Source organism: Arthrobacter sp. OV608 (assembly GCA_900110595.1).
In the GTDB taxonomy this organism is placed as follows: domain Bacteria; phylum Actinomycetota; class Actinomycetes; order Actinomycetales; family Micrococcaceae; genus Arthrobacter.
Genome location: FOEZ01000004.1, coordinates 232,085 through 255,649 on the forward strand (window position 1 = coordinate 232,085; position 23,565 = coordinate 255,649).

Consider the following 23,565-nt stretch of genomic DNA (forward strand, 5'->3'; position numbering starts at 1 on the left):
TTGTGTGGCCGTACGGCAGCGCGTCCGCGTACTGGCATGAGACTCTCTTTTCCCCGGCGCAAGCCTACCCAACCCTTACCGGCCCCGCGATGGGGAGCCCTCCCCGTTGCCGGGTCCTTGCCCGGCCCGGCCCGGCTATGGCGTCGCTCCTACCGGGAAGGTGCACAACGGGACGCCGCTCTGCGCGGGCGGGCCGATGGTGGTGTGCCTCGAATCGATCCAGCGCGTCTGGTTGGGTGAGCCCCGCATGATGTAGTACCACTGGCCGTCCCCGCTGTAGTAGGTGCCGTGCGGCTTCCAGCACATGATGTCGAAGACGTCTGCAGCACCCATCCAGGGGCGGTTGGTGCCGCCCTGTCCGTCGCACGTGAAATTTCCCGGCTGGCTGTTGTCGTAGGAGGTGGCCCCAGGCAGGTCGGTGCAACTGCGGGACATGCCGGAATTGAGCCGTGTGGTCCAGCGGGTCTTCTGCGCACCTGATTGTGCCGACGCCGAGGCCAGCGGCCCGCCGGTGCCGCGCGAGTTGACGCCTTGGACCTCGATGGAGTGCCGCTCGCTGAAGCCGCCGGTGTTGATCGTGCGGCTGCCCGAGGCCGCCACCCGTTCCCAGCTGCCGCCGTCGATCCTGATCTGGGTATAGGCGATGTCCCAGCTTCCGGCGGGGGGCGAGGCCCAGCTCAACGTCAGGTTCTTCTGGTTTTCGGCGCCGTCCGTTCCGGAGGCCGACGGTGTGCCCGGCCAGCCGTAGGGGTTCGCGGTTGCCGGGGCGCTGGCATCGGAGCTCGGCGCGACGGCGGAATTGGCGATCACCGTGATGGCGGTGCTGGTGCCGTTGGTGAAGCCGCCCACGGTTTGGCCGGGCTTGATGGGCCCGGCCTGGCCGGTGCTGGCCCGGTAGGTGTAACTGACCTCGGCGTAGGTTGAGCCGTTGCGTTCCGCGGCGGTGAGCTCCCGGAAGTTGATGGTGACGGATCGGCCGGCACCACCTGTGTTGGCTTCGGTAGCGGACACGCCGGTCACCTGGGCGAGCTTGCCGGTGGCCCGGCGCGGAGCCGATGCGGCGCTGACTGCACCCTTGCCGGCCTTGTTCTCGGCCTGGACGGTAAAGGTGTACGAGGCTTCGGAGTTGTTGGCGGTGAAGTTGGCGGTCCGGACAGTGCCCGCAACCGCCTGCGTCTGGGCCGCGCCGCCGCCGCCGCTCATGGTGACGTGGTAGTTCCTGATGGCGTCGCCGTTGGTGTTCGGCTCGCTCCAGTCAACCTTGAGCTGGTTGGACGTACCTACCGAGGATGCCACGGAGGATGTGGGCGCCGCCGGAGCGGCGGGGACGCCCGCCGGATTGTCCTCAGCGGAGTACTGGCCCCAGTCGGACGGGCCGAGCTCGTTGACGGCCTGGGCGCGGACCTTGTAGCGCACACCGTTGGTCAGGCCGGGCCAGTTATAGCTGAGTCCCGTGACGCCGTTCTTGACGGCGATCCCGTTGGCCGGCGGCGGAGAGATTTCCAGGTTGTAGGCCTTTACCGCGGAGCCCTCGGTTTTGGCCGGGGCCCAGTTGATCTCCATGTTCTTGTCGCCGGCCTTGACCGTGGGGGCGTCCGGCGGGGACGGTTTTTCATCCGGCCGGATCTCGTTGGACACCGGCGAAGGATCGGATTCCCGGACTTCGTTGGTGGCCGTGACGGTGAAGACGTACTTCACGTCGTTGGTCAGGCCGGTCAGCGTGCAGGTGGTGGTGGGGCAGTCCTGGATGAAGCCGTTGCCGGAGCGCACCGTGTACTTGGTGATGGCCGCGCCGTTGTCCGACGGCGGTGTCCACTTGAGCACGGCCGTCCGGCTCCGGACGTCCGTTGCCGTAGGCGCGGAGGGGGCGTCGGGCCGGTCGCGGACGGTGATGCGGATCCGGCCGTCGGTCTGCCGGGAAACGTCCTCAGTCTTGTCCATCACGGTGTAGCGCACCACCATCACGCCTTTGGAACCAGTGGCCGGGGTGACGGTGATGGAGTCCCCCGCGACGGCGGGCTGCCCGGCGGCGGAGCCGGTTTCCACGGTGGCGGACGTGATCCGCAATGGGGTCTCCGGGAACGGGTTGAAGTCATTCCCGAGCACATTGATGGTCTCGGAACTGCCGGCGTTGGCTTTGTCCACTACGTCCTCGTTAGCCACCGGCAACGGCCGGTTCGACGCGACGACCGTTGCTGTCACCGTGGCACGGACCGGCTCGGACCGGCCGTCGGTGACTTTGAGCGGGATGCTTCCCTTCCAGCCGGCGTCCCTGGCCGATTCCGGAGTCACTTTGAGGGTTGTTTTGTCCACGCTGGCGGTGAAGCCCTCGGGCAAGGAACCGTCGACTTCGTACTTGAGCTTTTCCTGGTCGCCTGAGTCCACGTCCTTCGCTAGGTTTGCAAGCTCCAGGGTGGCGGATTCGCCCTTTGGCACGTCGAGGGTGGCACCGCTGAAGGTAGGTGCGTGGTTGGCGTTCGGATCCGGAATCACCTTGGTGATGATGCTGAGGGTGGACTTGAGGCCGGCGGGGTCCTCCGGTCCGGTACCGTCAGTCACTTCGAACGTGAGGGACCCGGGTCCCACATAGTCCTTGAGGGCGGCGTAACGGAGGGCGCCGCCGCTCCCGGCCACCACGTCATCCGGCTCCGCACCCTGGACACGGACCTTGTCCACCTGGGTGATGAGGGGTGTGCGGCCGTTGCGGACCCGGACGTAGTCGGCCAGGTCAAGGGTGACCTCCTTGCCGGACATGACCTCTACGACGTCGGTCCTGGCCAGGGTGGGGTGCTGTTCGCCCTGCCCGGGAACCCAGATGACCGCCGTCGCGCTTTGGCCGTCAACATCGGTGACGGTGTAGGGCACCAGCTGGTCCTCCGGCGCGAGCGTGACCTGGACTGTGCCGTCACCGGTGGCACGGGCGTTGGGGTTGCCGTCAGGGAGGCTGATCTTCAGCTCGGAGGCGACGCCGTCGGGATCGGCGTCGTTCTTCAGCACGGGAACATCCACCGCGGACTTGCCCAGCGTCTCGGCCTGGGTGACCACGTCATCCTTGGCGAGCGGAATCTTCAACGCGGCATCGGGGCTGACCCGGACGCGGATCACCGCACCTGTCTGGGCTTTTTTGTCGTCCTGGATTTTGTAGCTGACGCTTTCGTTGCCTGCGGCGGCGGGCGCCGTGAGCAGTACTTTGCCGCCGTCGGCTGCTTCGACGGCAAGCTCGGGGCGGGCTTCGAAGCCGTTGGACACCAGGCTGACCGGGTCGCCGTCCGGGTCCGAATCGTTGGTGAGTGCGTCCACTGCGATTTTCCGGCCGGGGCGGACATCCACGGCGTCGTCAATGGCGATGGGTTTCTGGTTGTTGGTCTCCTGCGGTGCTATGCCAACGATCACCGTGCCTGTGTTCTCGGCACCAATCCGGTCCCGGACACGGTAGGTGAAAGTGTCCGTGCCGGCGGCGTTGCCTGCGGCGGTGAATTCGAGGTATCCGTCCTTGACCACTGCCGTTCCCATCGCCGGCGCCTTATCCACGCCGGTCAGCTGGACGGAGTCGCCGTCGGTGTCCACGCCCTCCAAGGGCACGGGGATGCGGACTGTCATGCCTGCCACGACGCGGGCGGTCAGGTTGCGGGGTTCGGGCCGGGTGTTGAGTTGGTCGTCCCTGGCCCGGATCCGGATGGTCACCTGCTGGGAATCGGACTGCCCGGATTCGTTGGTGACCTTGTAGATGGCGTAGACCGTCTTGGGCATGTCGCCGGCGATGAAACGCACTGATTGCCCGGAGGTGAAGATCCGGCCGTCCGCGGTGTCCGGTGTCTGCGCCAGGACTGGTTCCAGGGTGAGCTTGCCGCCGTTGGGGTCCGTGTCGTTTTCCAGCACGGGAATGGTGACGACGTCGCCGGCGCGGACGGTGGCTTCGTCCTGCTTGGCCTGCGGCGCCTGCAGCTTGGCGGGGGCGGGGACCACCAGCACGGAGATTTCGCCGGTGGCGGAGGACTTGCCGTTGGAGATGGTGTACTTCACGCTGAGCTGGCCCTGGGCGCGGAGGTCGGTGATCCGCACCACCGAGTGGTCCAGGACGGCGACGCTCAGCGGCAGCCCGTCCGCGGCCGTCACCGACTGGACCACCAGCACTCCTCCGGAGGGGTCGGAGTCATTGCCCAAAACGTCCACGAGCACGCTGCCGCCGCTGGGCAGCAGGGCGGTGTCACGGACTGCGACCGGGGCCGCGTCGCCGCCGCCAGGCACGACGTCGACGCGCACCAGCTGCTGCGCACTGGCGGGTCCGTTGGTGACGAGGTAGGTGATGTAGTGGGCGCCCGGTGCGGTGGCGTTGAACGTGAACGTTTGCTGGTCGGCGCCCATAACGGCGGTGGAGTTGCCGTCCGGGGTGATCTGGGCCAGCCGAAGGGCGCCGCCCTGCGGGTCCGAATCGTTCTTCAGCGGGGCGATCACCGTGTCCACCCCGGCAACGGCCACCACGTGGTCCGCGTTGGCGATCGGCGGCAGTGCGCCGGCCGGTCGCACGTCCACGGTGACCTTACCCTCGGTGGTGGACCGTCCGTCCGAGACAGTGACGGTGACGGTTTTACGCCCGGGGTCGGACCCGGAGTCCTGGAAGCTGAGCAGCCCGTCGGGCCGGATCTTGACCTGGTCGCGGGGATCACTGCCGGCAGCGCCGACAACAAAAAGGTCGTCGCCGTCGGGATCGATCCAGTCGGGCAGGATGTTCTGGCTGACCACCTTGCCCGCCTGCACCACCAGTGTGGTGTTCCGGTTGGGTTTCTGCCGCGGGGCGGAGTTCTCCCCCGGCGGGATGATGTTCAGCGTGACGTCGGCGGAGCCGGAAAGCCCCCGGCCGTCGTCCACCGTGTACTTGAAACCTTCTGCGCCGGTCTTGTCGGCGCCGACGTTTACCTGGAAACCGGTGGCGCCGTAGATGGGTGAGAGGAGGCCGGACTGGAGCGGTTCAGGGGTCCGGACGGTGAGGATGTCGCCGTCGGGGTCGGAGTCGTTGTCCAGCACCGGGAGGATGGTGGTCTTTCCGGCGCGCACCCCGAAGGTGTCCGGTTTGGCCACGGGTGAACTGTTGGGTTTGGTGCGGTCCGGCAGCACGGTCTGCTGCACCTCGTCTGCGGAGTCCTTGTCGGCGTCGTCTGAGGTCTGCTGCGGCGGGATGACGTCGTCCCAGTTGTTGACCAGCTGCATGTTCTGGTTGACCAGCCACACATTCCCGGAGTTCACATCGTTCAGGACCACCAGGTCCCGGTTCACCCGGAAAACATACGACGGCGACGCACTCGCCTTCGGCACCTCCACGTTCTTATCATCAGCATCATTCGTGCAGTCACGGACATACTTGTTCGCCCCCGACCACGCCGCATGCACACACCCGCCCAACTGCACCGGGCTGGCCGGAACACCCTCACCACCGAACGACACCGTCTTCGCCGTACCACCGTCCAGGGGCTGCTTCAGCAACGCCTTCGGCGTGGAGATGGCAACAAAATCACTGCCAGGACCGGTCTGCTGCAACTTCGCATCCCGCGCGTTCTCCAACTGCAACCGCTTACCACCAGGCAACAACAGCTTCCCCGCCGCCGCATCCAGGACCACCGGCTGATCCCCCACCACAGTGATCTGCAGATCCCCGGCGCCCTTCAACTCCCCCCAGGTTTCAGCATCCGAGGACGTGACTTCACCGTTGGCATCAACACCGGTCACCGTCACCACACCGGACTTCGGATCCGCCGTGTAAATCCGGTCATCGGCCCCCACCGCCGACACCGTACCCTCCGAACCCACCAGCACCGGCTCGGTGGCCTCCTCATCAAAACCATTCACCGTCGACGGCGACACCGCCCACACCTTGCCCGACGCAGCATCCGTCACCGAAATCACGTCCGAACCGAAACTCACATCAGCAGCACCCGGCAACTGCTTATCCCCGCCCAGGCGCATGTTCGCCGGCGACACCTGGTTCAACGTCGAACCAGACTCATCATCAACAAACACCTCCCCCGCATCCTGCAGGATGTCGAACGTCGTCGACGCCGGCGTCACAGCACCATCCAAAACACGCGACGGGTAATTCAGCCGGCCCACCGCGTTCTTGGACTTCGAGACCACCCACACGCCGCCGTCGTTCAAATCCACCTCAGTGGTCTTAAACCCCGGATACAACACAGCACCGGTCACCACCACAACAACAGCAGCACCAAACGCAGCGCCACTGACCAGCCGCCGCGAGCGGAAGCGCCCTTCAGAGATTCCCGGCCCTTTTGAGCGCGCAGGTCTGCGAAGTTTCACGATGTTGTTTCCCCCAGTAAGGCTTCGGCAGAGCCGGTTTCCGGCATGCAGTGGCCGGGTGTCTTCCGACTATATCGGAATTCACCATCAACTGGATAAAGTCAGGATGGACGGTTTCTACAGGCCGCCGGTCAGTCCAGGACCAGCCCCTTGCCCAGGCCCCGGGTGAGCCGGACGGGCCGGATTTCGCCGAAGCCGCGGACGTTTTCGGGGGGCTGGGGCACCATCACAAAACGTTCATCCTGTTCCAAGGCTGACGCGGTCATGGAGTCCACCAGCACGGTTCCCGGATCCGCGAGGGACGTCAGCCGCGCGGCAAGGTTGACGGTGGGCCCGTAGATGTCGCCGAGCCGGGACAGGATCCTGCCCCACACCATGGCCACCCGGGCCTCTGGAAGGATCTCGTCCTCGGTGAAGGCATGGGCCAGTGCCAGCGAAATTTCCGCTCCGGCAGCGGGCGTTTCCGCAATGTAAAGCACTTCGTCGCCCACGGTCTTGACCAGCCGGCCGCCGCCCACGGAAATGATTTCCGCGCACTTGTTCTCGAAGCGCTGCACCAGGCGGGCCAGTGTTTTCTCGTTCATCCGCCGGGACAGGCTGGTGTAAGAGACCAGGTCAGCGAAGCCGACGGCGCGTGCCAGGGGCAGCGGGGCATCGTCCTCGTCGCCGTCGCGGCCTTCTTCGCTTGCCTGCAGGCCGGCCTCGGCGCGGACCGCCAACCGCTGGACGCCGGCGTTGAGCTGGCGCCGCCAGGAGTAGACCAGGACTTCCTCGAGGGCGTCCACCAGGGCGGGAAGTTCGTTCACCAGGCGCTTGCGGGCCACGGCGTCGCTGACGCCCTGCTCGTGCACCATGTCCTCCACCAGTGCCTCGATCTGCCAGACCACCATGCGGTCCGTCATCTGCCCGATGGAGCGCGTGACGGAAATGGCCGCTTCCTCCGTCAGCTTGCCCGAACGGACCAGATCCACCACGGTGGACAGGGCCGCCTGGTCGCGCTCGGTGAACGCCACGTCCTCGTCCCCGAAGTTGGGAAAACCCAGGGCGCGCCACAATTTGCGTGCAGAGAGCAGGGACAGCCCCGCGCCGGCAGCGACTTCACGACGGCGGAGCTTGCGTTCCCCGCCCAGGAGCCGGGCCTCGAGGGCTTTCATGGCCAGCCGCTCGGCGGACATGGTGCCGGTGGGAGGATGGGCGTCCGCCTCCGGAGCGGGCGCGACGGACCCGACACGTTCCTGCTGGTCCTCATCGTTCATCCCGTCCACCTTCTCTCATTTCCCACGGCAAAGCTTCGTCAGGGTCATCCGTTGACCCGTCCGGCTGGACATCCTGCCCGTCCGGCAGGTCCTCGATGGCATCGAGGATGAAGTCCCGGAACCTGGCCACCTCCGGCACGTCCGGGAACGTCACCACTGACTGATATCCGGCTTCCAAGGATATATTCCCCGAGCGGAAGAGGCGTTGCAGGACCGATTCATGGACAGTGAGGTTGCGGACCGAGGCCAGGTTCACCTGCTGGTCACGCCGCTTCCACATACCGGACCTGGCCACCAGCCTCCTGCTGGTGAGCGTGTACCGGGTGCTTTGCCAGCGCAAAAGCCGGGGCAGGCAGAAGCCCAGCCACACCGCGGCTGCGGCAAGGACGCAGCCGCCCACCAGCCACGGTGTCCAGCGGCCGGAGAGCGCGGGCACGGCCCGCGCCGCCCCGCCGCGGATCAGCCAGGCGGAACAAAAGGCCGCAACCGCCGGCGCGAGGATAAACGCAACCCCGGCGCCGGCGAGCCGCCGCGGCTGCGGGCGGGTGGTCACAATGACCTGCTCGCCCGGCAGGAGGTCTTTACGCATAACCGCCTTGGCCGGAAGCGTCGGGGGAAGTCCACGGCCGCAGATGCACCACGTCCCCGGCGGTGACCACGTGTTCACGCGCGTCCCGGTCAACCACCAGCAGGGAACCGTATTCGTCAAGCCTGGATGCGTGGCCGATGATCTCGTGATCCCCTGGAAGCTGCGCCCGGACCTGCTTGCCCAAGGTGACCATCACTGCCTCTACCCGCTTGTGCAGGGACGGGCCGCCCGCCATCCCTGCCGCCGGGTCGCCGTCGGCATTGCAGAAGCTGCGGTAGAGCACGGAGAAGTTTGACAGGTAGCTTTTCAGTAGCACTGTCCTGTCCGCCGTGCGGGCGCCCTCCAGCACCACCGAGGTGGCGGTGGGAACAGGCAGTTCACTGGCGGTGAGTGTGACGTTGAGGCCTGTGCCCAGGATGACCGGCGGCACGGAGCCGTCCACCATGGGTCCCAGTTGGGCCAGGATGCCGGCGATCTTCTTCCCCCTGACCAGGACATCGTTGGGCCATTTGAGTTCGGCAGGGACGCCGGCCGTTTCGAGGAGTGTTTCACGGAGCGCGAGTGCCGCGATCAGCGACAACCAGGAGTAGCTTTGCGTGGGCAGCGGGCGGCCTTCGGCGTTGGCCGGGCGAAGGACCACCGAAACTGAGATGGAGCTCAGGGGCGGGGCTTCCCAGTGCCTGTCGAGCCGGCCCCGCGCAGCCGTCTGGTACTCAGCGGTGAGCACGGAGAGGTCTGGCCAGCCTGCAGGCTCAACGGTGACTGACCGGAGGAGGTCGGCGTTGGTGGATCCGGTGGAGTCCACCACGTCAAGCCGGGGGATGCCGGTGGCGGACAGGAAGCGCTCGTCCGCCAGGTCCCTCCGGTTCAGGGGCGTACCGGGGGTGTGTGCGTCATCCATAGCTAAATCCTACAGAGCCAACCTGTGCCGGCCGCGCCCGTTCCCGCCCTACAGGAAGATGTCCGCTACGAGCCGGTCCTCCGGGGCACCCAGGCTGTAGGGACGGAAGTCCGATACTCCTGCCGCCGCCAGGACTTCCTCATCCGTGTAGAAATTGCCGCTGGCCGCGCCGCTGGCCGCGCCGCCGGCCGCGAGGTTGGCGCCGGTGAGGACGGCGTGGGCGGCATCGGCCATGATCTGTGGCCCACGCGCCGCCTGGACCATCTGGTCGCCGTGGGGCATATTCCGGATTGCCGCGGTGTCGATCAAGGTGCAGGGCCACAGTGAGTTGACCCGGATTCCATCCGCCTTCAGCTCTTCCGCCAGCCCCAACGTAGTCAGGCTCATTCCGTATTTGGCCATGGTGTAGGCCAGGTGCTTGCCGGCCCAATGCGGGTCAAGGTTCAGCGGCGGCGAGAGGGTCAGGATCTGGCCGGCGGCGGAGGCGCGCAGGGCGGGCAGGGCCAGCTTGGACAGCAGGAACGTCCCGCGGACATTGATGTCCTGCATGAGGTCGTACCTTTTCATGTCCACCGCATCAGTGCGGGACAGGTCGATGGCGGAAGCATTGTTAATAACGACGTCGATGCCGCCAAAGCGGTCCACGGCAGCTGAGACAGCGCGCGCCACGTCGTCGTCGTTCCGAACGTCACCCACCAGGGGAAGCGCCTGGCCGCCGGCAGCCACCAGCTCTTCTGCGGCGGTGTAGACCGTGCCGGCAAGCTTGGGGTGCGGCTCGCCGGTCTTGGCCATCAGCACGATGTTGGCACCGTCCTGCGCGGCGCGCACGGCGATGGCGAGCCCGATTCCGCGGCTTCCGCCGGAGATCAAAAGGGTGCGTCCCCGCAGGGATCCGCTGGCTTGGTAGGGAGTAGCCGGAGAGTCCGAAGCGTCGTTGCTCAAAGTCATGGAGCCACTCTAACCCACTTATGTTACCGGCGAGTAACTTATCGCGGCGGGCTGCGGCACGGCAGAAAATTGTAGGTTTTCTACAGCAGCCGCCGCCAGAAGCGTCACTAGACTAGCCAGCAGGGTTCGTTTTTTGTGTGGATGCTACTTAACTCCCGCAACAGACCAGCCAGCAACAACAGCGCCACTGGACCAATCTGCTACAGAGCCGGAGATATTTGATGAGCCACGATCTGACAACGACAGCGGGAAAGATCGCCGATTTCCGCGACCGCCAGGCCCGTGCCGAACAGCCCTCCGGCCCCGAAGCTATCGAGAAGCAGCACGCCCGCGGCAAGAACACCGCCCGCGAGCGCATCAGCCTCCTGCTGGACGACGACTCGTTTGTTGAGTTCGACGCCCTGGCGGTCCACCGCTCCACCGCGTTCGGCATGGAGAAGAAGAAACCCCTGGGTGACGGCCTGGTTTCGGGTTACGGCACCGTGGACGGCCGTCCCGTGGCGGTCTACAGCCAGGACTTCTCCGTCTACGGCGGCTCCCTGAGCCAGGTCAACGGCGAGAAGATCGTCAAGGTCCAGGAGTTCGCGATCCGCAACGGCTGCCCCGTGGTGGGCATCCTGGACGGCGGCGGCGCACGTATCCAGGAGGGTGTCGCCTCACTGGCCATGTTTGCCGACATCTTCCGCAACAACGTCCACGCCTCAGGCGTGGTCCCGCAGATTTCCCTGATCATGGGCCCTTCCGCCGGCGGCGCCGCCTACTCCCCCGCCCTCACCGACTACGTGGTGATGGTGGACAAGACCTCGCACATGTTCATTACCGGCCCGGACGTCATCAAGACGGTCACCGGCGAGGACGTGGACATGGAGACGCTCGGCGGTGCCCGCCAGCACAATGCCACCACCGGAACCTCCACCTACCTGGCCTCGGATGAAGCCGATGCCATCGAGTTCGTCCGCGAACTGCTGGACTTCCTGCCGTCAAACAACCTTTCCGAGGCACCTGTCCTGGAGCACCAGCAGGAGCTGGAGATCGACGACGACGACCTCGCCTTGGACACGCTCATCCCCGATTCGGCCAACCAGCCCTATGACATGCGCAGCGTGGTGGAGCAGATCGTGGACGACGGCCACTTCCTGGAGATGCAGTCCCTGTACGCCCCCAATGTGATGATCGGCTACGGCCGGGTGGAGGGCCACACGGTGGGCATCGTGGCCAACCAGCCCCTGCAGTTCGCCGGGACCCTGGACATCGCAGCGTCGGAAAAGGCTGCGCGCTTTGTCCGCCACTGCGATGCCTTCAACATCCCCATCATCACCCTGGTGGACGTTCCCGGCTTCCTGCCCGGCAAGGACCAGGAGTTCCAGGGCATCATCCGCCGCGGCGCCAAACTCCTGTACGCCTACGCCGAGGCCACCGTCCCCAAGCTCACCGTGATCACCCGCAAGGCCTACGGCGGCGCCTACATTGTGATGGGTTCCAAGAAACTGGGCGCTGACCTGAACCTCGCCTGGCCCACCGCGCAGATCGGCGTGATGGGCGCCCAGGGTGCCGTCAACATCCTCTACCGCCGCGATCTGGCGTCCGTTGCCGAGGCCGGCGGAGACGTCGAAGCCCGGCGCGCCGAGGTCATCCGCCAGTACGAGGAAGAGCTGCTGAACCCGTACCAGGCAGCCCAGCTTGGCTATGTTGACGCCGTCATCGCCCCCTCCGAAACCCGGACCCAGATCATCAAGGGCCTGCGCGCGCTCCGCGACAAACGCGCCAGCCTCCCCACCAAGAAGCATGGGAACATCCCGCTGTGATCCCCACCCGCCCCCTAACTTCGCAAGCTCAGCCAGGGAACCCTGCGGGCGTGGGCCCTGATCCGATGGTTGAGGCGGCCGAGGCACCCGCCGCACCGCTGCTGTCTGTTGCCAAGGGCCAGCCTACGGCCGAGGAACTGGCGGCACTGACCGCCGTCGTCCTTTCCCTGAGTGGCGGCGAACCGGAGCCCGACAACAAGCCGTCCGTCCGGCACTGGGTGCGCCGGCAGCAGCTTCGGCTCGCCCCCACGCCCGGCCCCGGGGCCTGGAAGCGCAGCCGCGGCTGAAACTTCTCCGCCCCACCCCAGCCTCCTTCCGGAACCTTGGGTGCCCGGTTAGTGTCGTGGGGTGACTATAGACACCGCACCTGCCGCCCGCCCGACAAGCCGCATCGACGCCGTCGCGGACAACTACACGGACACCCTCATCAGGCTTAATCCGTCGTTCGCCACCACCCTTGGCGTCCCCGGACACGAAACGGAATACCAGGACTTCTCCCCCGCCGGCATCGCGGAATTCGCCGAGGCTGCCCGCCACACGCTGGAAGAACTTGAGGGGCTGGAGCCCGAGGACGATGTGGACGCCGTGACCCTTGACGCCATGCGGGAGCGGCTGGGCCTGCAGCTGCTGATCCACGCGTCCGGCTGGGAGTACGCGGACCTGAACAACATCGCCTCCCCCGCCCAGGACATCCGCGCCATCTTCGACCTGATGCCCACGGAGACGGAGCAGCACTGGCAGCACATCGCCGGCCGGGCAGCCAACGTTCCAGCAGCCATCGCCGGGTACATGGAGTCTCTCCGACAGGCCCGGGACGCCGGCCGGGTGTCCGCCGCGCGGCAGGTCAGGATCGTCATCGAGCAGGTCACCAAATATGCGGCGGAGGACGGCTTCTTCGCCAAGCTTGCCGCGGGAGCATCCACTGCCGGCGGCCCCCTGCCTGCCGCTATCCAGGAAGAGCTCGACGCCGGTGCTGCCGCCGCCCGGAGCGCCTACGCAGGGTTGGCGGATTTCCTCCGCCGGGAACTGCTGCCCGCCGCGCCGGAGAAGGACGCCGTGGGAAGGTCCCGCTACGCGCTGGCCTCACGTTCCTTCCTCGGGGCCACCGTGGACCTGGAGGAAACGTACGCCTGGGGCGTGGAAGAGCTGGACCGCCTGATCGCCGAGCAGGAACGGGTGGCCCACAGCATCAAAGCCGGTGCCACCATCGATGAAGCCAAGGAAATCCTCAACAACGATCCCGCCCGCCAGCTCAAGGGCAAGGAGGCCCTGCGGGAGTGGATGCAGGAGCTCTCGGACAAGGCCGTGGCGGAGCTCGCCGGCGTTCACTTCGACATCCCGGACGTGATGAAGAAACTCGAGTGCCTTATCGCCCCCACCGACGAGGGCGGCATCTATTACACAGGCCCGTCGGACGACTTCAGCCGCCCCGGCCGCATGTGGTGGTCCGTCCCAGCGGGCGAGGACACCTTCACCACCTGGGCCGAAACCACCACCGTTTTCCACGAAGGCGTCCCCGGCCACCACCTCCAGGTGGCCACTGCAACGTACCGCCGCGAACTGCTGAACAAATGGCGACGGAACGTCTGCTGGACCTCCGGCCATGGCGAAGGCTGGGCGCTCTACGCCGAAAAGCTGATGCAGGAACTCGGCTACCTTAATGATCCCGGCGACCACATGGGCATGCTGGACATGCAGCGGATGCGGGCCGCCCGCGTGGTGTTCGACATCGGCGTCCATCTCGAACTGCAGGTCCCCGAACGGTGGGGCTCCGGCACGTGGACGCCCGAGAAGGGCTACGACTTCTTGAAGCAGAACCTGCCCATCAGCGAAGGCCAGCTCAATTTCGAGTTCACCCGTTACCTTGGTTGGCCGGGACAGGCACCGTCCTACAAGGTGGGCCAGCGCCTCTGGGAACAGATCCGCGCCGAGCTCGAAGCACGGCCGGGTTTCGACCTGAAGGAATTCCACACCCGGGCTTTGAACATCGGCTCCGTGGGGCTGGACACCCTAAGGCGCGCCCTGCTCTGACCGAACACACCTGGACCACGGCTTCCTGTTCAACGTAAACGCCTTGGTCCAGGAATCGGTACCCGACATGCCGATGCGCACCGTGAACGCCTTAGTCGTTGACGAGCTGGAGGGTTCCCGCGGTGCTGAGCTTGCCGGCAAACTCGATGGCGGCGTCGAGGAGTTCAGCCTCGGCAACCTCGCGGGTGCCGTCCACATCCCCGTTCAGCACGGTTGGAGCGAAACGGACGTGCACGGCGTCTTCGATGCCCACAAAGTTCAGCCAGTCGGCGAAGAAGGTGCTGCTGAAGTCCGAGCCGAAGGCTGCCGGGACACCCGGAGCGTAGACGCCGCTGGTGTGGACCGCGAGGGCGTGTTTGCCCTCCAGCAAGCCGCGGTAGCCCTGCCCGGGGTCGAAACCAAAGCTCCAGCCGGGCTGGGTCATGACATCGATCCACTGCTTCAGGACATAGGGGACGCCGGCGTTCCACATCGGGATGTTGAAGACGTAGGCGTCAGCCGAAGCGAACTGGTCGAAGACTGCGCGGGCGGCTTCCCAGGCGGCAACCTGCTCGGGCGTCTGGTCCTGGCCTGTGAAAACAGCCATCTTCGCGGCGGCGGCCACACGCCCGAACGCGGGCAGCACATGGTCGTCGAACAGGTTCAGCGTCTCCACCTCAAAGCTCTCCGGGCCGGCAGTCTGGACGGCATCGATGAAGTGTCGGGCCAACCGCAGGGAGTCGCTGTTGGCGTAGCGTGGAGAGGCGTTGACGTGGAGGAGGGTAGGCATTGGCATCCTTTCGAGGCTTTGCTGCGGGGCGCTTGTGCCCCGTCATCGATCCTCGCCGACACCACCGCGCCGCGTAAGAACGCACTTTTTTGTGCCTAAGGCACCTCAAAGTGCCCGGTAAACTGGGCCGCCAGTCCACTTGTTGAGGAAAGTATTGGGGATATGACTCTCACGGCCGAACAAGAACGCCAGAATGCCCAGGACCACTACAACGCTTCCCTTGACCTGTGCCCGGCCCGGCAGCTGCTGGAAGCCATCAGCAGCAAGTGGGTCACCCTGGTGATGCTGGCGCTTGAGGACGGGCAGCAGCGCCACAGCGATCTTCGCAAGCGCATTCCCGGGGCCAGCCAGAAAATGCTGACGTCCACACTGCGCTCGCTCGAACGCGATGGCCTGGTTCTGCGCCACGTCACCGTCGCCGTTCCAGTGCGCACAGACTACGAGCTCACTCCCCGCGGCCGCTCGCTGCTGAAGATCATTTTCGACATGAAGGAATGGGCCGAGGAAAACATGGACGATGTCGCGGCGTCGCGCCTGGAGCACGATAGCCCCAGGCCCGCTTTCAACCAGCGCAAGGACAGCAGCCTGCACCTGTCCTGACTGCACCGCGCCGGTGGAACCCCGGCCAGCTTCAGAGGCTGGCGCTGCGACGGGGAGCAAGCTGCGGGAAGGCAGTCACGTCGGGCCTGCTGCCTCGGTGGCGCGAGACATTAAGCACATCCGAGCCGGGAATAAGTAACATAACGCCGTAAAACCCTTGATATGACGGGGTTCCTTATGCCGTGGCGCTGTTCTGGCCGCGTAATATTTCTCAATGTTGGTTCGTCATGATATGCGGCACGGTCTTAGCGTATTCGGGTGAGCACTCAAACCCGCCCCTCAGAATCCGCCAAGACCGGCTTCCAGCTCCCCAAGTGGGCTGGCTCGTTCGGTTTCCAGATCATTGCCGCCCTGGTCGTCGGCCTTGGCCTCGGCCTGCTGGCCAAGTACACCGGCAGCACCAAGACCAATCCCAACGGCCTCGGCGCCACGCTGCAGACCATCGGCTCCAGCTATGTGTCACTGCTGCAGACAGCAGTGGTTCCCCTGATTTTCACCGCCGTCGTCAGCTCCATCTCCAACCTCCGCCAGGTCTCCAATGCGGCCAAGCTCGCCTGGAACACCCTGCTGTGGTTCGCCATCACTTCCCTCATCGCCGTGCTGATCGGCATCGGCCTGGGCGTGCTGCTGCAGCCCGGCGCCAACACCGGCATCACCGAGGAAGCCAAGTACTCCGGCAAGTCCGGTGACTGGTGGTCCTTCCTCATCGGCCTGTTCCCCAAGAACTTCCTCGGCCTGGGCGCCAGCTCCACAGTTGCCGAATCCGGCGCCGTTACCACCTCCGTGAGCTTCAACGTGCTCCAGATCCTGGTGATCGCCATCGCCGTCGGCGTTGCCGCGCTCAAGGTGGGCAAGGCTGCCGAACCGTTCCTGAACCTGAACGCCTCCGCACTGGCTGTCATCCAGAAGGTCCTGTGGTGGATCATCCGCATCGCACCGCTTGGTACCGTCGGCCTCATCGGCAACGCCGTCGCAGTCTACGGCTGGGACACCATCGGCTCCCTGGGCAAGTTCACCTTCGCCATCTACGTGGGCCTGGCCCTGGTCATCTTCGCGGTCTACCCCATCCTGGTCCGCAGCCACGGCCTGTCCGTCAAGCAGTACTTCTCCGGCGTATGGCCGGCCGTCCAGCTGGCCTTTGTGTCCCGCTCCTCGGTGGGAACCCTCCCGCTGACCCAGCGTGTCACCGAGCGCAGCCTGGGTGTCCCCCGCGCCTACGCCTCCTTCGCCGTGCCGCTGGGCGCCACCACCAAGATGGACGGCTGCGCAGCCATCTACCCCGCCATCTCGGCGATCTTCGTGGCCCAGTTCTTCGGCATCCAGCTGGACTTCAGCCAGTACCTGCTGATCGCCCTGGTGTCCGTCCTGGGCTCGGCCGCAACCGCCGGAACCACCGGCGCTGTGGTGATGCTGACGCTGACCCTCTCCACGCTGGGACTGCCGCTGGCCGGCGTCGGCCTCCTGCTGGCCATCGATCCCATCCTGGACATGGGCCGCACCGCCGTAAACGTGGCCGGACAGGCGCTGGTGCCCACCATCGTCGCCAAGCGCCAGGGCATCCTGGACGAGCAGCTGTACAACGCACCCCGCAACGGCACGCCGTTTGTTGACGACTCTGTTGACACCGCAGCCGCCCCGTCCGACGGAACCTCCACCGACACCACGTCGCGTGAGCTGGCGGACGCGAAGGCCTAAGGGGCCTCTGCTCACCACTGGCAGTAAACAACTGGCAGTGAGAAGAAGTCCCCGGGAAATCTCCCGGGGACTTCTTCTGTATTTAAGCCCCAGGCTCAGTGGCCACCGATGACACCATTCTGTACAGCCTTGGTGACGGCGTCCGCTTCGGCCTGCGTCAGCTTTCCGTCCGTCACGGCCTGGTCAAGCCTCGACTTCAGCGCCGCAGCCCGTTCCGCCTGCTTCTCGGTGCGGAGTTCGTCCAGCGCAGCGGTCACCTTGGATTCCTCGATGCCGAGGGACTCCGACAAGGCCTTGGCCAAGGCAGCATCACGGGTGGCCGGGTCAGGCCTCTCGCCATCGGCGGGCGGGGAGGAAGGCTTGTTGGCCTCACGGAAGGCCTGGAGCGCCTCCGTTACCTTGGCCTCCTCCACGCCGAGCTTCGCCGCGAGCGCGGATGCCTGGGCTACGCCCCGCTCACCGCCGCGTCCGCCGTGCTTGCCCATGCTGCCGGGCGCGGTGCTGGTGCTTCCGTCGGCTGAGGCACTGGAGCTGACGCTGGGAGCGGGGGTTGGTGTGGTGGTGGCGGAGGCCATGCCGGCAACACCGATTCCGGCGCCGAGGGCCAGCGCCGCGGCTGACAAGCCAAGGGTCATTTTCTTTGTGCGTGACATTCTTTGTCTCCTGGATCTGCCGTCAGTAACGGCTGCTGATGGTTCATCCCTCCCGGGACATTCCAAGCATCGCCAGGCCAGTTCTGGAACAGCTGTTCGGAACCTTTCATCTTCCTGTGAATCCGGAGCGGAAAAACTTGCTCAGCGTGCAAAGTTGCACGTAGTGTAATCAGCATGACAACCAGCACAGGCAGCATCCCAGCGGCAGCAGCCACCCCGTCACGGCGCGAGCTGAACAAGGCCGCCACCCGCCAGGCCATCACGGACGCTGCTTTGTCACTGCTGCGCAGCCACGGCCCGGGAAGCTTCACGGTGGAGGACATTGCGGACACCGCCGGCATTTCACGGCGCACCTTCTTCAACTACTTCAGCAGCACCGACGCCGCCCTCGCGGCCGTCACCCACGGGTTCCTGGACAATGCCATCCAGCAGTTCCGGCTGCGGCCGGCTGACGAACCGATCCTGCAGTCGGCACAAGCGGCACTGATGGCACTGGCCGACCCCATGACCGTGGCGCCGCTGGCGGAACTGTTTACGCTCACGCAGCAAAGCACGCTGATGTCGCACTCGGAGCTTCAGGCCTGGGAGCACTGCACCGAACAAATCATCGCCGTTGCCCGCGAACGGGTGACGGGGGCGGCAGAAGGCGTTGACGAACTCTATGTCCGTGCGCTGGCCGGTGCAGTGATCTCCTGCGGCAAGGCCGCCCTGGAGGTCTGGTTTACGCGCCGCGGCGCGGACCTATCCCCCGCTTCCCTGGCAGAGCTCCGGCAGCTGCTCATTGACTCCATGGCGCTGCTGGGGTCCGGTTTCACCGCAGGCACCAGTCCTGCATCCCGTTCCACCTCTTCCGCATCCGTTTCTTCCTGATCAGATCGGCTTCCTGTTATGGCACTGTTCCTTTACCGCCTGGGCAAGTTCTCCTACCGCCGGCGCTGGCTGGTCATCTCACTGTGGCTGGCCGTTCTGGTTGCTGTTGGCGGGTCGGCTGCCGCCTTCCATGGCACTCTGTCCAACAATTTCCAGATCCCCGGCACCGAAACGCAACGGATCGCGGACAAGCTGAAGCAAGAGCTTCCGGCCGCTTCCGGAGGCACGGCCACCATCGTTTTCGAAGCTCCCGACGGCGGTTTTACCGCCGAGAGCCGGGCCGCGGTGACCGACGCGCTGAAGAAGCTTGAGTCCGTGCCAAACGTCCGCGGCACCGTGGATCCTTTCGCCACGCAGGCGCAGGTGGACCAGGCCGGCCAGGCCATCGCCGACGGCGGGCAGCAGCTCGCCGCCGGCCAGGCACAACTGGACGCCTCCCGCGCGCAGCTGGATGCCGGCAAAGCCCAGCTGGCGGCAGCCGAGCAGCAGCTGGCAGCAGCCGGCGCACCCGCGGCCCTCATTGAGGCGCAGCTTGGCCAGCAGAAGGCGGCCCTGGCAGAGGGGCAGGCAAAGCTCGACGCCGGTGCCCGGGAACTCGAAGCCGGCAAGGCCAAGCTGGAGGCGGGCAAGCGCCAGGCAGAAGCATCGTCGGCCATCCGCTTTGTCTCCGAAGACGGACGTGCCGCCGTGGCACAGGTGCAGTTCAACACCTCCATCAACGGCCTGAGCCCGGAGGTCCGCCAGCAGGTCCAGGACATCGCCCATGAAACATCCGCTGCCGGAGTCACCGCCTATGCCAGCAAGGAGATCACCGAGGACATCTCCGAACTCTTCGGCGCCGCCGAGATCATCGGCATCGCGGTTGCTGCCCTGGTCCTGATCATCATGCTGGGCACGCTGATTGCCGCCGGGCTGCCGCTGCTGATGGCCATCATGGGTGTCGGCATCGGCGTCGGCATCACCTTCGCGCTCTCCGGCCTGTTCGACATGAGCTCCATCTCCCCCATGCTGGCCCTGATGCTGGGCCTCGCCGTCGGGATCGACTACTCCCTGTTCATCGTCAACCGGCACCGCACGCAGCTCCTGGCCGGAATGGCCCAGGAGGAATCAGTGGCCCGTGCCACCGGCACCTCCGGCAACGCCGTGGTTTTCGCCGGCCTCACCGTTATCATCGCCCTGGCCGCCCTGGTGGTGCCGGGCCTGCCCTTCCTCGCCGTAATGGGCCTGGCTGCGGCCGGGACCGTGGCAGTAGCCGTACTGGTGGCCATCACCCTGACCCCGGCCATGCTGTCGCTGATCGGCCGCCGCATTATCTCGAAGCGTGCCTGGGCCAAAGCCGCGGCACACAACGCCGAACCCGGCCATGAAGCAGCCGATGAAGCCCAGGACCGCGAGCGCAGCACGCACGGCTGGGGCGGCCTGGTCACCCGCCACCCGGTGCTGGCACTCCTGGCCGGTGTGCTCCTGCTGGGCACGCTCGCGCTCCCTGCCACCCAACTGCAGCTGGCACTTCCCGACGGCGGATCCGAACCGGTGGAGTCAGAGGCCTACCAGGCGTACGACCTGACCGCCCGGAGCTTCGGTGAAGGCGTCACCGGTCCGATTGTTGCCGTGGGCGAGTTCCCGGCAAACCTGGACGAAGCTCAGGCGCAGGCCCTGCAGTATGACGTCGCGGACAAGCTCCGGGCCGTGGACAACGTGGTGGCTGCCGTGCCCGTCGCCCTCAGCGAGGACCGGCGCACCGCCGTCTTCCAGGTCATCCCCAAGGAAGGCCCGGCCAGCGCCAGCACCGTCCAGGTGGTGGCCGAACTCCGCGGCTTGAACGAGGACATCCAGTCCGAATACGGGGTGGCCATGGGCCTCACCGGCCAGACCGCCGGCAACGTGGACGTCTCCACGAAGCTCGGCGCCGCCCTGCCGCCCTACCTGGCCATCGTCGTCGGCCTTTCCCTGGTGCTGCTGCTGCTGGTCTTCCGCTCCATCGTGGTGCCGCTCCTCGCCACGGGCGGCTTCCTGCTCTCCCTCGCGGCGGCGTTCGGCGCCGTGGTGGCTGTGTACCAGTGGGGCTGGCTGGGGAGCGTGTTCGACGTCGCCAACCCCGGCGCGGTCCTGAGCTTCCTGCCGATCATCCTCATCGGTGTGCTGTTCGGCCTGGCCATGGACTACCAGGTGTTCATCGCCTCCGGAATGCGCGAGGCCTACATGCACGGCTCCACTGCGAAGCAGGCGGTCCGGGTGGGCTTCCGCCACGCGGCCGCCGTGGTGACAGCCGCGGCGATCATTATGGTCAGCGTCTTCGCCGGCTTCATCTTCAGCCACCTCACCATGGTGCGGCCGCTGGGCTTCGCGATGGCGTTCGGTGTGCTGCTTGATGCGTTCGTGGTCCGCATGACCATCGTCCCTGCCGTGATGTACCTGCTGGGCGAGAAGTCCTGGTGGCTGCCGCGCTGGCTGGACCGGATCCTCCCGGACGTGGATGTGGAAGGCGCCCAGCTGAGCCGGCCCGCCGCCACCAAGGCGTCCGAAGAACTGGTCCACTAGGCTGGATCCGTGGTCCGCCTGATTCTTGCCTCCCAGTCCCCCGCCCGCACCAAGCTCCTCACCGAGGCCGGCATCCGGCATACAGTGCTGGTATCGGACGTTGACGAGGACGCCGTCCAGGCCCGGTACGGCGTCACCGATCCGCATGACACGGCCCTGCTGCTGGCGCGTGCCAAGGCCGAGGCCGTCGCAGCCCTTCCCGAGGCGGACGGGGCGCTGGTGCTTGGCTGCGACTCCGTCTTTGAGTTCGACGGCGAGGCGCACGGCAAGCCGTACACCGCCGCCGTCGCGCGGGAACGCATGCTCCGGATGAGCGGCAACACCGGTGTGCTGCACACCGGGCACTGGCTGGTGGACTGCCGCGATACCGAGCCGGACGATGATGGCGCGCCGGGCACCGGTGCCACCTTGGGGACAGTGGCCTCGGCGGAGGTTTCCTTCCTGGAGATGGACGCGGTGGAGATCGACGCGTACATCGCCACGGGCGAGCCGCTGCACTGCGCGGGCTCCTTCACCATCGACGGCCTGGGTGGGGCCTTCATCCGGAAGGTCGACGGCGATCCGCACACCGTCGTCGGACTTTCCGTCTCCACGCTCCGCGCCCTGCTGGCCAGTGCGCAGGTCCGGATCACGGAACTCTGGCCGGAGTCCTAAAGGAAGCGATTTCGGCGACTCTTGTAGCTTCCCTACAAAGGCTTGGCGCTTTACACGCGGAATCCGCAAGTAATATCGGCGGAACCCTCAAAACCGCGCTAGGCTCCCTGAAGGAAAGAAGGAGACGCCTTGTCAGCAAATTTGGAGCAGTCCGCACATCCCACGCAGTCGACCCTCACAAAGGTGCTGATCGCGAACCGCGGCGAAATCGCAGTGCGCATCATCCGCGCCGCCCGTGATGAAGGCATCGCCTCGGTTGCTGTCTATGCCGACGCGGACCGGGATGCCCTGCATGTCCGCCTTGCTGACGAGGCCTACGCGCTGGGCGGGAACACCGCCGCGGAGTCCTACCTGGTAATGGACAAGATCATCGACGCCGCCCGCCAGTCCGGAGCCGACGCAATCCACCCCGGCTACGGCTTCCTGGCGGAGAACGCCCAGTTCGCTGCCCGCGTGATTGAAGCCGGCATCACCTGGATCGGCCCCTCGCCCGAAGCCATCTCGGCCCTTGGCGACAAGGTCCAGGCCCGGCACATCGCAGAAAAAGTCGGCGCGCCCCTCGTTCCCGGCACCGCCGATCCTGTGGAATCAGCCGAGGAAATCCTTGACTTCGTGGACCGGCACGGGCTGCCCGTAGCCATCAAGGCCGCTTTCGGTGGGGGCGGCCGCGGCATCAAGGTGGCGCGCACCCGGGACGAGATTCCCGAACTGTACGAATCCGCCGTCCGTGAAGCCACCGCCGCCTTCGGCCGCGGTGAATGCTTCATCGAACGGTTCCTGGACGCGCCCCGCCACGTGGAGACCCAGTGCCTGGCGGACGCGTACGGGAACGTGGTGGTGGTCTCCACCCGCGACTGCTCCCTGCAGCGCCGCAACCAGAAACTGGTGGAAGAAGCCCCCGCCCCCTTCCTCACCGAAGACCAGAACCGCCGCCTCTACGAATCCTCCAAGGCCATCCTGAAAGAGGCCGGCTACCTTGGCGCCGGCACCTGCGAATTCCTCGTGGGGCAGGACGGCACCATCTCCTTCCTTGAGGTCAATACCCGCCTGCAGGTGGAGCACTGCGTTTCCGAGGAAGTCACCGGCATCGACCTGGTGCGCGAACAGTTCCGGCTGGCCCGCGGCGAGGAGCTCGGCTACGACGACCCGGAAGTACGCGGGCACTCTTTCGAATTCCGGATCACCGGCGAAGACCCGGGCCGGAACTTCCTGCCCGCCCCCGGCACCCTCCGGGTCCTGAAAAACCCCACCGGCCCCGGCGTGCGGATCGACTCCGGTGTGGAGCAGGGCGATGTGATCAGCGGCAACTTCGATTCCATGCTCTCCAAGCTCATCGTCACAGGCGCCAGCCGCCCGCAGGCGCTGCAGCGCGCCCGCCGCGCCCTGGAGGAAATGGTGGTCGAAGGCATTCCCACGGTGATCCCGTTCGACCTCGCAGTGGTTTCCGACCCCGCCTTCGCACCGGCCGAGGGCCCGTTCCGGGTCCACACCCGCTGGATTGAGACCGAGTTCGTCAACAACCTGCCCGCTTGGACCCCCGATGGCGGCAGCACCGAAACCCCGGCCGAAGACCGGCAGCGCGTGGTGGTTGAGGTGGGCGGCAAGCGGCTCGAGGTGGTCCTCCCGGCCTCGCTCGGTTCCGTGACTGCCGGCACCGCAGGCGCCACTGCCAAGCCAGGCAAGTCGAAGAAGCGCTTGCGTGCAGGCGGCACCGCTGCGGCCACGGGCAACGCCCTGACCTCACCCATGCAGGGCACCATCGTCAAGGTGGCCGTTGCCAACGGTGACGTAGTGGCCGAGGGTGACCTGGTGGTAGTCCTGGAAGCAATGAAGATGGAACAGCCGCTGACCGCGCACCGCTCCGGAACCGTCACCGGGCTCACCGCAGCCGCCGGCGAAACGGTGTCAGCAGGCGCCGTCATCGCCACCATCGAAGACTAGCGC

General features: G+C 66.2%; 16 protein-coding genes. 9 read left to right on the forward strand and 7 right to left on the reverse strand.

Annotated features, from left to right (window positions below; all coding sequences use genetic code 11):
* Positions 1-135: 135 nt before the first annotated feature.
* From BMX78_RS07635 to BMX78_RS07655, 5 genes are all read right to left on the reverse strand, one after another.
* Positions 136-6,309, reverse strand: a complete 6,174-nt coding sequence (locus BMX78_RS07635; RefSeq protein WP_286138844.1) for an Ig-like domain-containing protein — start codon at positions 6,307-6,309, stop codon at positions 136-138.
* Positions 6,310-6,440: 131 nt separating this feature from the next.
* Complete coding sequence (locus BMX78_RS07640) at positions 6,441-7,565, reverse strand: adenylate/guanylate cyclase domain-containing protein (RefSeq protein ID WP_091418325.1); 1,125 nt, start codon at positions 7,563-7,565, stop codon at positions 6,441-6,443.
* A complete protein-coding gene (locus BMX78_RS07645; protein ID WP_091418327.1) occupies positions 7,555-8,154 on the reverse strand; it encodes a PH domain-containing protein in 600 nt (199 codons plus the stop codon). Before BMX78_RS07645 ends, BMX78_RS07640 begins: the two co-directional genes overlap by 11 nt.
* On the reverse strand, positions 8,147-9,055 hold the full coding sequence (locus tag BMX78_RS07650; RefSeq protein ID WP_091418328.1) for a biotin--[acetyl-CoA-carboxylase] ligase: 909 nt from the start codon (positions 9,053-9,055) through the stop codon (positions 8,147-8,149). The genes BMX78_RS07645 and BMX78_RS07650 overlap by 8 nt, the downstream gene beginning before the upstream one ends.
* A gap of 48 nt (positions 9,056-9,103) precedes the next feature.
* Entirely contained in the window at positions 9,104-10,003 is a 900-nt protein-coding gene (locus tag BMX78_RS07655; RefSeq protein ID WP_091418330.1) for an SDR family oxidoreductase, read from the reverse strand.
* Between the two features lie 221 nt (positions 10,004-10,224).
* On the opposite strand from BMX78_RS07655, the gene BMX78_RS07660 reads away from it, so the two are divergent.
* The 3 genes from BMX78_RS07660 (at position 10,225) to BMX78_RS07670 (ending at position 13,839) form a co-directional block, all read left to right on the forward strand.
* The gene (locus tag BMX78_RS07660) at positions 10,225-11,808 is read left to right on the forward strand and encodes an acyl-CoA carboxylase subunit beta (protein WP_091418331.1); all 1,584 of its coding nucleotides are present in this window, start codon (positions 10,225-10,227) and stop codon (positions 11,806-11,808) included.
* A gap of 65 nt (positions 11,809-11,873) precedes the next feature.
* Positions 11,874-12,095, forward strand: a complete 222-nt coding sequence (locus tag BMX78_RS07665) for an acyl-CoA carboxylase subunit epsilon (RefSeq protein ID WP_091418333.1) — start codon at positions 11,874-11,876, stop codon at positions 12,093-12,095.
* 61 nt (positions 12,096-12,156) lie between these two features.
* Complete coding sequence (locus BMX78_RS07670) at positions 12,157-13,839, forward strand: DUF885 domain-containing protein (protein ID WP_091418335.1); 1,683 nt, start codon at positions 12,157-12,159, stop codon at positions 13,837-13,839.
* A 91-nt stretch (positions 13,840-13,930) separates the two neighbouring features.
* On the opposite strand, the gene BMX78_RS07675 is transcribed toward BMX78_RS07670, so the two are convergent.
* Positions 13,931-14,608 (reverse strand): FMN-dependent NADH-azoreductase, encoded by a 678-nt coding sequence (locus tag BMX78_RS07675; protein ID WP_091418336.1) that lies wholly within the window; start codon positions 14,606-14,608, stop codon positions 13,931-13,933.
* Between the two features lie 162 nt (positions 14,609-14,770).
* Here BMX78_RS07675 and BMX78_RS07680 point away from each other — a divergent pair, with 162 nt between their 5' ends.
* Together BMX78_RS07680 and BMX78_RS07685 are read left to right on the forward strand one after the other, a co-directional pair.
* The gene (locus BMX78_RS07680) at positions 14,771-15,208 is read left to right on the forward strand and encodes a winged helix-turn-helix transcriptional regulator (protein ID WP_091418338.1); all 438 of its coding nucleotides are present in this window, start codon (positions 14,771-14,773) and stop codon (positions 15,206-15,208) included.
* Positions 15,209-15,466: 258 nt separating this feature from the next.
* Positions 15,467-16,903: a dicarboxylate/amino acid:cation symporter gene (locus BMX78_RS07685; RefSeq protein ID WP_170850731.1), complete on the forward strand. Its 1,437-nt coding sequence runs from the start codon at positions 15,467-15,469 to the stop codon at positions 16,901-16,903.
* 95 nt (positions 16,904-16,998) lie between these two features.
* Here the strand turns inward: BMX78_RS07685 and BMX78_RS07690 are convergent, their stop codons facing one another.
* Positions 16,999-17,556: a hypothetical protein gene (locus BMX78_RS07690; protein ID WP_091418341.1), complete on the reverse strand. Its 558-nt coding sequence runs from the start codon at positions 17,554-17,556 to the stop codon at positions 16,999-17,001.
* A gap of 174 nt (positions 17,557-17,730) precedes the next feature.
* Here BMX78_RS07690 and BMX78_RS07695 point away from each other — a divergent pair, with 174 nt between their 5' ends.
* The 4 genes from BMX78_RS07695 to BMX78_RS07710 all read left to right on the forward strand — a co-directional run bounded on the left by BMX78_RS07695 (position 17,731) and on the right by BMX78_RS07710 (position 23,562).
* Positions 17,731-18,426 carry a TetR/AcrR family transcriptional regulator gene (locus tag BMX78_RS07695; RefSeq protein ID WP_091418343.1) on the forward strand — a complete coding sequence of 232 codons (696 nt, stop codon included), beginning with the start codon at positions 17,731-17,733 and terminating at the stop codon, positions 18,424-18,426.
* Positions 18,427-18,444: 18 nt separating this feature from the next.
* On the forward strand, positions 18,445-20,967 hold the full coding sequence (locus BMX78_RS07700; RefSeq protein ID WP_091418345.1) for an MMPL family transporter: 2,523 nt from the start codon (positions 18,445-18,447) through the stop codon (positions 20,965-20,967).
* 9 nt (positions 20,968-20,976) lie between these two features.
* On the forward strand, positions 20,977-21,621 hold the full coding sequence (locus tag BMX78_RS07705; RefSeq protein ID WP_091418346.1) for a Maf family protein: 645 nt from the start codon (positions 20,977-20,979) through the stop codon (positions 21,619-21,621).
* 129 nt (positions 21,622-21,750) lie between these two features.
* A complete protein-coding gene (locus tag BMX78_RS07710) occupies positions 21,751-23,562 on the forward strand; it encodes an acetyl/propionyl/methylcrotonyl-CoA carboxylase subunit alpha (protein ID WP_091418348.1) in 1,812 nt (603 codons plus the stop codon).
* The last annotated feature ends 3 nt before the right edge of the window (positions 23,563-23,565 follow it).

Coding starts and splice junctions, on each gene's coding strand:
- BMX78_RS07675 (WP_091418336.1), bottom strand. CDS start 14,608: ATGCCTACCCTCCTCCACGTCAACGCCTCTCCACGCTACGCCAACAGC.
- BMX78_RS07690 (WP_091418341.1), bottom strand. CDS start 17,556: ATGTCACGCACAAAGAAAATGACCCTTGGCTTGTCAGCCGCGGCGCTG.
- BMX78_RS07695 (WP_091418343.1), top strand. CDS start 17,731: ATGACAACCAGCACAGGCAGCATCCCAGCGGCAGCAGCCACCCCGTCA.
- BMX78_RS07640 (WP_091418325.1), bottom strand. CDS start 7,565: ATGAACGATGAGGACCAGCAGGAACGTGTCGGGTCCGTCGCGCCCGCT.
- BMX78_RS07645 (WP_091418327.1), bottom strand. CDS start 8,154: ATGCGTAAAGACCTCCTGCCGGGCGAGCAGGTCATTGTGACCACCCGC.
- BMX78_RS07700 (WP_091418345.1), top strand. CDS start 18,445: ATGGCACTGTTCCTTTACCGCCTGGGCAAGTTCTCCTACCGCCGGCGC.
- BMX78_RS07680 (WP_091418338.1), top strand. CDS start 14,771: ATGACTCTCACGGCCGAACAAGAACGCCAGAATGCCCAGGACCACTAC.
- BMX78_RS07660 (WP_091418331.1), top strand. CDS start 10,225: ATGAGCCACGATCTGACAACGACAGCGGGAAAGATCGCCGATTTCCGC.
- BMX78_RS07650 (WP_091418328.1), bottom strand. CDS start 9,055: ATGGATGACGCACACACCCCCGGTACGCCCCTGAACCGGAGGGACCTG.
- BMX78_RS07655 (WP_091418330.1), bottom strand. CDS start 10,003: ATGACTTTGAGCAACGACGCTTCGGACTCTCCGGCTACTCCCTACCAA.
- BMX78_RS07665 (WP_091418333.1), top strand. CDS start 11,874: ATGGTTGAGGCGGCCGAGGCACCCGCCGCACCGCTGCTGTCTGTTGCC.